Origin of the sequence: Methylotenera sp. (assembly GCF_036401095.1) — a bacterium.
In the GTDB taxonomy this organism is placed as follows: Bacteria; Pseudomonadota; Gammaproteobacteria; order Burkholderiales; family Methylophilaceae; genus Methylotenera.
The window spans coordinates 1-8,836 of sequence record NZ_DASWWA010000009.1 but is presented as its reverse complement, the minus strand read 5'-3'; the positions used below and the strand labels follow the sequence as shown (position 1 = coordinate 8,836).

Here is an 8,836-nt window from a genome sequence, read left to right as displayed (position 1 = left end):
GTTTGGAACCACCCCTTCCCATCTCGAACAGGGCCGTGAAACGAACCAGCGCCAATGATAGTATGCTCCTTGCATGCGAAAGTAGGTCACTGCCAAGCTATTTATACCAAAAACCCCATTACGAAAGTAGTGGGGTTTTTTTACGTCGGTACGCAGCGTAGTGCCAGCTATCTGTAGTGCTAGCCTTGCGCTTTATCGATACGTCCTGGTTTCCATCCCTATTTGCTACCTAGCTTCTATCTCATGGTATCTATTACAATGCATTGCCGATGATTCGTGCTAAATGGGCGCTTCTACACGGGTTGATCTTAAGTTGTTCAGCTATCATTTCCTATAGTTTTTGCTTGCTGGTTGCCATGTTCGCTCTTAATATTTGCTATTAAGCGATATATGCTAATATTGCAAGTAATTGAATTGTTTCTCTTAATTCTAAAAACTTATAAAGTGCTAGTAATTTTGCTGCTGAATCAGCATTACTTACACATGCATTTGTTCTGAATTGATACTGGATAACCAATGACGACTTCTAACGACTACCTTGATGCTGATAACGCTGTTTATAAGACATTGTTGGAGTCAACTAAAGCCATCCCTTGGAAGATAGATTGGAGCACGCTACAGTTTGCTTATATTGGGCCGCAAATTGAGCAATTGTTAGGCTGGTCACAAGCTAGCTGGGTGACGGTGGAGGACTGGGCTTCCAGAATGCATCCTGAAGACCGGGCTTGGGTGGTTGATTACTGTGTTTCACAGTCTAAGTCGGGCACAGATCATGAGGCAGACTATCGTGCACTGACAAAGAACGGCGAGTATGTATGGATTCGTGACGTTGTGCATGTGGTGCGCAACAAGCAGGGTGAAGTGGAAGCGCTTATCGGCTTTATGTTTGATATTACGGAGCGTAAGAATACCGAGCAAAAGCTGATTGTGTTGCAAAAGGAGCTAGAAGAGCTCTCGTTTAAAGATGCGCTGACAGGTGTATATAATCGCCGCATGTTTGATTCTGTGATGGAGGTTGAGTGGGCTAATGCTAAGCGTAACCATCAGCCACTTTCTCTACTTATGTTAGATATTGATTACTTTAAGCAATATAACGATTTTTATGGGCACATACATGGAGATGAGTGCCTGAAACGCGTTGCGAAAGAGTTGAGCAAAGTGGCGACCAGATCGCGAGACTTTTTTGCACGCTTTGGTGGTGAGGAGTTTATTATTGTCTTACCGGAAACTGACGAAAAGGCAGCAAAAATGATTGCGGAGCGGTGCCGTAATTTGATCTTTAAGGCGCAGATTCCGCATGAAAAATCATTGGTTAGTCAGATGTTAACAGTCAGTATTGGTGTTAGTACTATCATTCCGATACACAGCGATGAAGCAATCAATTTTATCGCTGCGGTAGATAGGCAGTTGTATCAAGCGAAGGAAAAAGGTAGAAATCGTATTGCTTAACAACTTCTACCTTTATTTATTACATAGTTATGCAGCAAACACGCGTACATTTCTAGGGTAAACATGTACATGTTGCGCTGGTGTCAATTTCAGTTCACGGAAGCGTTCTTGTGTAAGCTCTGCTTCAATTAACTCAGTATGGTCATTACGTTCTAACTCCACTTTAACTAATGGGCCTACGGCATTAACGTAACGTACAATCGCTTCGAAACCGACACGGTCGGTTTTCTGGGTATTATAAATTTCAATGTCATGTGGACGCACGAAAGCAAGTGCTGGTGTGTTCTGCGTGTCTTCATGTGCATCTAGCTTTAAATCTACCCCAGCAACTTGCGCTGAACCTTGATGAATATGACTATCGAACTGATTTACATTACCCAAGAATTGATAAACAAATGGTGACACCGGCTGGTCGTACACTTCTTGTGGCGTACCAATTTGTTCAATCTTGCCGCGATTAATCACAACTACGCGATCTGCAACCTCTAGGGCTTCTTCTTGGTCATGCGTAACGAAGATACTGGTGATGTGTAGTTCATCATGTAAGCGGCGTAACCAGCGACGTAGCTCTTTACGTACTTTAGCATCCAATGCACCAAATGGCTCATCCAGCAGTAATACTTTAGGCTCTACTGCTAACGCGCGTGCCAAAGCAATACGTTGGCGTTGGCCGCCTGATAGTTGCGGTGGGTAACGATCAGCCAGCCAATCTAGCTGTACTAATTCCAGTAATTCATGCACGCGACGTTTGATCTCGGCATCGGATGGGCGTGTATGTTTAGGACGTACACGTAAACCAAATGCAACATTCTCAAATACAGTCATGTGACGGAACAATGCATAGTGTTGGAATACAAAACCAACTTCCCGTTCTTGTACTTGGCGCTCTGTAGCATCGTTACCATGAAATAAGATATTGCCTGAGTCTGGTGTTTCTAGGCCAGCAATAATGCGTAGCAATGTGGTTTTACCGCAACCAGATGGGCCTAATAGCGCAACCAGCTCACCGCTAGGGACATCTAAGCTTACATCGTTAAGTGCGCTAAATTGTCCAAAATTCTTTTTGATATTACGTATTTCTATACTCATAGTTGTATTCCAAAATAATGGTTGTGCGAGTGATGATGATTAACTTGAATGCTATGCAGATTCATGTTGAATTGCGTTTCTGGCGACCTGCCACTCAATAAAAGTTTTGAGTGCTAGAGTCACTAGCGCTAACAATGCCAGCAGGGATGCCACGGCAAATGCTGCTGCGTAGTTATATTCGTTATATAAAATTTCTACATGTAGCGGTAAAGTATTCGTCATGCCGCGAATGTGTCCAGATACCACAGAAACCGCGCCAAACTCACCCATTGCCCGTGCGTTAGTTAGAATCACGCCATATAACAAGCCCCACTTCACATTCGGCAGGGTGATGCGCCATAAAATTTGCCAACCAGATGCGCCTAGTACCAAACCGGCTTCTTCTTCATCTTTACCTTGCGCTTGCATCAGTGGAATTAACTCCCTAGCTACAAACGGAAAGGTGACAAATATGGTTGCTAGCACAATGCCAGGTATCGCGAAAATAACTTTGATGTCGTGATCGACTAGTGCTGATCCAAACCAGCCTTGTATGCCAAAAATCAGCACGTAAATCAAACCGGCAATGACTGGCGATACAGCAAACGGTAAATCAATTAAGGTGATGAGGATGCTCTTGCCTTTGAACTCAAATTTAGTGATTGCCCAAGCCGCAGCAACACCAAACACCAAGTTAAGCGGTACGGCAATCAGCGCAGCGATAAACGTGAGTTTGATTGCAGACAAAGCATCTGGATCTACTAGAGCTGTAATATAAGTGTCGAAGCCTTTGCGTAAGGCTTCAGTAAATACTGCAGCCAATGGTACAAACAGAAACAGCGTTAAAAAAGTGAGCGCAATGGCGGTTAATGAGTAACGAATCCATACTGGTTCTGAAGTGGCGCGGCTACGTGCAACCTTGTTACGGTAGCTGCTATATTGTGTTGTGGCGGTGGTTGCTGACATAAATGTCCTAATCTAATTGTTATTAATATGATTCGATTTAGTTTGCTGCTGTGCGCTGGCGATTTGACCACCATTGCAAACCGTTAATGGCAAATAGCAGCAGGAATGAAATCACAAGCATGACCACAGCGACGGCTGTTGCCCCTGCATAATCGTATTGCTCTAGTTTCGTGATGATAATGAGCGGGGTGATTTCTGAAACCATTGGCATATTGCCGGCGATAAAGATGACTGAGCCGTACTCACCAATCGCACGTGCAAAGGCTAGGGCAAAGCCGGTCAACAGTGCTGGCGCAATCGCTGGAAAAATAATTTTGACAAAAGTTTGCCAACGGTTAGCCCCTAAGCTGGCTGCAGCCTCTTCGGTTTCTGCTTCTAAGTCTTCTAATACTGGTTGCACGGTACGCACCACGAAAGGTAGGCCGATAAAAGTAAGTGCAACAATTACACCTATTGGCGTGAATGCAACTTTGATACCCAGCGGCTCTAACCATGAGCCAATCCAGCCATTAGCCGAATAAACCGCGGTGAGGGCAATGCCGGCGACTGCTGTTGGTAATGCAAACGGTAAGTCTACAATGGCATCAATAAGCTTTTTCCCGGGAAACTTATAACGTACCAGAACCCATGCGGTGAGCAGGCCGAAAACAGCATTAATCAATGCGCCAACCAGCGATGCACCAAAGGTTAGTTTGTATGATGCTACGACACGTGGTGCAGTGATCACCTCCCAAAACTCTGGCATGCTAAGTTCTGTAGTCTTGATAAAAGCCGCAGATAACGGGATAAGTACAATCAAGCTTAAGTAAAATATCGTAAAACCTAGTGATAGGTTAAAGCCCGGTAGAATGTTTTTTTGCTTTGCCATAGTTTTTGTCTGTGTTGTGAATGCGTGTTAATTTAACCGATAGTTAAATAACAATTAAATAATATTTAAGAATGACTATATATCTAATTGTTATTTATATGGCGGTGCGGATGCCGATGCATCCGTAGCTAGAGTAGCGCTTGATTAAGCTGCTTTGTGCAATGAAGATAGCTTGTTAAGTGCAGATGAAGGTTGTAAAGCTTTAGCGTGTACTGGTTTTGCCAAGAAGTAACCTTGAACAAATAGTCCGCCAGACTCGATGGCAATATCTAGCTGTGCTTGTGTTTCAATACCAGTGATGATGGTTTGGGCGCCACTGTCATTAATTAAATTAATAAGACCTGGCAATATTTTTTGCACACGATGGTTGCCTTCGGCTTGCTGAATAATGCCTAAATCCAGTTTGACGTAATCTGGCGAGAGTTTCCACAAGCGATCGATATGCGATTTTTTGCCACCAAAGCCATCAATAGAAATTTTATAAGCTCTGTCACGATAGTTGTCGATGGCTTCTGACAGCTGCTTGTCTTGTTCTATTTCACTTTCTTTAATTTCGATAACGACGCGGTGCGTTGGAACTGAGTTTGCATGTAAGATGCGCTCAAACACTTTGCCGTGCGTATTCACAGATACGAGTAACTTGGGGTGTACATTGAGAAACAGCAGCCCATTTTCTGCATATATTTGTTTAAAGTTTAATACGTGCAGGGTTCTGGCTACACGATCAAACTGTACTAGCTTGCCGGTTTGTTCGGCATAGGTGAAGGCGAACTCTGGCGTGCTGGTCAGTTCGCCTCCAAGCGATGGTCGTAATAATGCTTCGTGACCAATTAAATCGCCTGCCTGTATGTCATAAATAGGTTGAAATGCAGTATTTAATTGAACGCCTAAGAACGTACTGTTAAATTCACCGGTTGATTGTTCAACTAAGCCGTAATCATCTAAATCTAAAAATAGTGATTCCTTGAGTTGCAATCTTAGTTGCTCAATCGGTGAAGTTGCGTTGGTTGGTACTGTCATTTTTGTATCCTTTATATCATTATTGCAGGCGAATTAATTGTTACTTTTGATAGATCTGATCAAAAGTACCGCCGTCAGAGAAGTGCGTTTTTTGTGCTTTTTGCCAACCGCCAAATGCGTCATCAATTTTGATTAAGTTAACTTTTGGAAATTGACTTTCATATTTTTTGGCAACTGACTCTAACGTTGGGCGGTAGTAATTCTTAGCAGCAATTTCTTGACCTTCTTCAGTGTACAAGTAATCCAAGTAAGCTTTAGCCACAGCTTCAGTACCGTGTTTCTTCGCAAATTTATCAACAACAGTTACTGGTGGCTCAGCAAGAATCGAGAGTGATGGCACGATGATTTCAAACTTGCCAACGCCTAGTTCTTTTTGAGCTAAAAATGCTTCGTTTTCCCATGCAAGCAACACGTCACCAATGCCGCGCTCAACGAATGTAGTGGTTGATCCGCGAGCACCTGTGTCTAGTACAGGTACGTTTTTCAGCAATTTGCCAACGAACTCTTTGGTTTTTGCTTCATCGCCGCCGAATTTCTTTTGTGCAAATGCCCATGCCGCTAAGTAGTTCCAGCGTGCGCCACCTGAAGTTTTAGGGTTGGGTGTAATCACTGAAATGCCTGGTTTTACCAAATCATCCCAATCTTTAATGCCTTTAGGGTTGCCTTTACGCACTAATAGCACGATGGTTGAGGTGTAAGGTGAGCTGTTGTGTGATAATCGTTTTTGCCAATCTTTAGGAATCAGTTTGCCTTTTTCATGCAACTGGTCCACGTCGTATGCAAGTGCAAGTGTTGCAACGTCTGCGTCCAAGCCATCAATAATCGCGCGTGCTTGTTTGCCAGAGCCGCCATGTGATGCTTTTACGGTCACTTTGTCACCAGTTTTGGCGAGCCAGTATTTGCTGAATGCGGCATTGAAGTCTTGGTAGAGTTCGCGCGTTGGGTCGTAAGAAACGTTGAGTAATGTGATGTCTTTGGCAGACGCCGTGATTGGTGCTGTGAAGCTAAGAGTTGCTGCTAATACTGCAAGAGCGAGTAATGATTTTTTCATGGTTTACATCCTTATTAAAAATTAAGTGATTTGTTTAGGTATCTTCTATTGGTGAACAACAAGGCATTTTTATATCCTTTACTTCTTAAATCAGCCGCCTCTTTTACAAGGGCGGCTGATGTTTTATTTAGATCAATCCCAACTAGCTCAATTCAAGCTTAGAACGCTACTTGGAAGCGAGCAAGCAATGCATTTTCACTTTGACGATCACGGATATTGGTACCAGCCGCGTTTACTGCAGTAATGCCAACACCTGCACCGCCATCAAATGATGTGTGTGAATAGTTCAGCTGCACTTTGGCGTTTTGATTCAGGTACCAGTTCACACCAGCAGTCCATGATTTAGCAGACTTTGCACTTTCTGATAAGTTTGCATATGTACCTGTTGAAAATGAACCTGTGTTTTTATTTTTAAAGGTATCGCTATCCAGATTGATTTCGCTGTAACGCGCTACTAACTCCCAAGCACCCCAGCCGCCTTTATCAATATCAAAGTTATTTTTTGGTTTTACACCTCTGAACGAAGCATCTTCACCAGTCAATAAGTATGAAACAGCCACTTGCCATGCATCGTGGCTAAGTGTTTTACTGGAGTTTGCAGCAATTACACTCGGCGCATTGCTTGTCGTATTAGTTAATAAGCTGACATCCTGATTTACTCTTGCGTACTCAGTAATTAAGCCTAATGGGCCATAGTAGTAACTAGCTTGTGGCGTAATACGGCTACGCTTGCCATCTGCAACAGATGCTGAGCCATAACGAAAGAATGTTTGTTGACCATCTGTTAAATAGCTTGGTAAACCATTTCTAGTTGCATCAGCTGCTGAAGTATTCGTAAAGTCCAAATTTCTCTCACCATCAATATTGGTATATGTACCTGCGATACCAAAACCTAAGCCAGATAATGCGTTAGCATCATCTTTAAACGGCGTTGCGAAAAGTCGTGCTGTTACTTCTTTTGAACCGTCAAATTCGTTACCCGTGGTCGCGTTGCCACCATCTACTACGCCATTATTAACACCAACTGCGTAACTAAGTTTATCGCCAAATACATCACCGTAAACTGAAACACCAACATCACGGTTTGGTAAAATGGCGTTTGTTACGTAACTGCGCTCAACGAACTTAATATCACTACCACCTTGTAAGCGCTCTAAGCCGACAAATGGTTTATATTTACCCGCACGAATTTTAAAAGCTGGATCTAATCGTGCGTCAATGTAAGCATCTACTGCAGAAGCACTGCCGCCAGCGAACTCAGGCGTGAAGCGGAAATCATATTTGCCAAATAATGTACCTTGGATTGTTGGGCGAATACGACGTAATAGCGCTGTATCGTTTGCATCATGGAAGCCATTGGCATCTAAACTACCTGCACGAGTGTTGCTTCTGTTGCGTACATCATTGGCGCCATCTTGATATGAGCGGTAATCCGCTTGTAATAAACCACTAAATTTAATGGAGTTTTTACCATCTGCTGACTCTAGGCCAAATCCATTAGCGCTTGCTTTTACAACAGGGGTTTCTTTTTTAGCTGCTACGGCAGCTTCTTCATTGATTTCATCTTTCCGTTCAATAATTTTTACTTTTTGGCTAAGTTCTTGAACTAAAGCGCGTAGCTCCTCAAGCTCATTGCTATCATTTGCGTTAGCAATAGCTGGTGATGATAAGATGCCCGCTGATAATAGTGCGACGGCAAATTTTGAATATTGGAATTGCATACTAAATCTCCTGAGTCAAACTTCCAGTTAACTGGTCAGCTAATCTAAATTAATGGTTTTTAATTAATAGTTTTATTGCGCTGCTGGTGCAGTTACGAAAGTTTGCTAATTTTTCCTGAGATCGAAGTGTGCTGAACCCTTAATCTCTCGCGCTTTTCGATAAAGGTCACACGCCCTTCGTGCACGGTGACTTCAATCGATCCAAATCCTGTGCCACCACGGATTTCTTCCACTGCACGTAGGATTTCTTGTGTAACAGTTTTGGTGGTTTGGTTGTTTGGCATCTGCGCTTAACTACTTAATTACTAAGAGGTACGCACTATAAATAAACTGTTTAATAATTAAAAATAATTAATTGTCATAAATTTATAATCAAAAGGAATATAAGGTGGTAATTCATGTAAAAAGTGTAAAAAGCACACTTTATTAACTGTAGTGTTTCCAATTCATTGAATTGATTGGTATAATGCGGATGAATTTTTTGATGGGCTTTGAGCCCATTTTTTGTTTCTGCAATCTGCGCATGCATGAGGTGTGCGTTAGATTGGTGCAGTGAAAGTGAAGGGTCGATTTATGCAGGATTTGCAAACGTTAATAGAAAAGTCGGTAAGCCAGTTAGGCTATGAGCTTGTTGATTTAGAGATTTCTAATCGAGGCAAATTGTTGCGTGTGTTTATTGATAAGCTGAATCCT

General features: G+C 42.7%; 8 protein-coding genes, 1 rRNA gene and 1 pseudogene. 3 read left to right on the top strand and 7 right to left on the bottom strand.

All coding sequences use genetic code 11. The features are described from left to right. Together rrf and VGD82_RS07695 are read left to right on the top strand one after the other, a co-directional pair. Positions 1–98, top strand: a 5S ribosomal RNA gene (rrf, locus tag VGD82_RS07700); the annotation flags it as partial. 418 nt (positions 99–516) lie between these two features. Then, on the top strand, positions 517–1,449 hold the full coding sequence (locus VGD82_RS07695) for a sensor domain-containing diguanylate cyclase (RefSeq protein WP_331019845.1): 933 nt from the start codon (positions 517–519) through the stop codon (positions 1,447–1,449). Positions 1,450–1,476: 27 nt separating this feature from the next. Here VGD82_RS07695 and VGD82_RS07690 read toward each other — a convergent pair whose 3' ends face one another. The 7 genes from VGD82_RS07690 to VGD82_RS07660 form a co-directional block, all read right to left on the bottom strand. Then, positions 1,477–2,538 carry a sulfate ABC transporter ATP-binding protein gene (locus VGD82_RS07690; protein WP_331019844.1) on the bottom strand — a complete coding sequence of 354 codons (1,062 nt, stop codon included), beginning with the start codon at positions 2,536–2,538 and terminating at the stop codon, positions 1,477–1,479. Positions 2,539–2,589: 51 nt separating this feature from the next. Beyond that, positions 2,590–3,483 (bottom strand): sulfate ABC transporter permease subunit CysW, encoded by an 894-nt coding sequence (cysW, locus tag VGD82_RS07685; RefSeq protein WP_331019843.1) that lies wholly within the window; start codon positions 3,481–3,483, stop codon positions 2,590–2,592. Between the two features lie 37 nt (positions 3,484–3,520). Further along, complete coding sequence (gene cysT, locus VGD82_RS07680; protein WP_331019842.1) at positions 3,521–4,351, bottom strand: sulfate ABC transporter permease subunit CysT; 831 nt, start codon at positions 4,349–4,351, stop codon at positions 3,521–3,523. Between the two features lie 144 nt (positions 4,352–4,495). Further along, the gene (locus tag VGD82_RS07675; protein WP_135278201.1) at positions 4,496–5,371 is read right to left on the bottom strand and encodes an EAL domain-containing protein; all 876 of its coding nucleotides are present in this window, start codon (positions 5,369–5,371) and stop codon (positions 4,496–4,498) included. 40 nt (positions 5,372–5,411) lie between these two features. Further along, complete coding sequence (locus VGD82_RS07670; protein WP_331019841.1) at positions 5,412–6,422, bottom strand: sulfate ABC transporter substrate-binding protein; 1,011 nt, start codon at positions 6,420–6,422, stop codon at positions 5,412–5,414. Between the two features lie 158 nt (positions 6,423–6,580). Next, positions 6,581–8,143: an OprO/OprP family phosphate-selective porin gene (locus VGD82_RS07665; RefSeq protein WP_331019840.1), complete on the bottom strand. Its 1,563-nt coding sequence runs from the start codon at positions 8,141–8,143 to the stop codon at positions 6,581–6,583. 92 nt (positions 8,144–8,235) lie between these two features. Beyond that, on the bottom strand, positions 8,236–8,427 hold the full coding sequence (locus VGD82_RS07660) for a YezD family protein (RefSeq protein WP_294841653.1): 192 nt from the start codon (positions 8,425–8,427) through the stop codon (positions 8,236–8,238). A gap of 289 nt (positions 8,428–8,716) precedes the next feature. Here VGD82_RS07660 and VGD82_RS07655 point away from each other — a divergent pair. Next, positions 8,717–8,836 (top strand): annotated as a pseudogene (locus tag VGD82_RS07655) (ribosome maturation factor RimP); the annotation flags it as partial.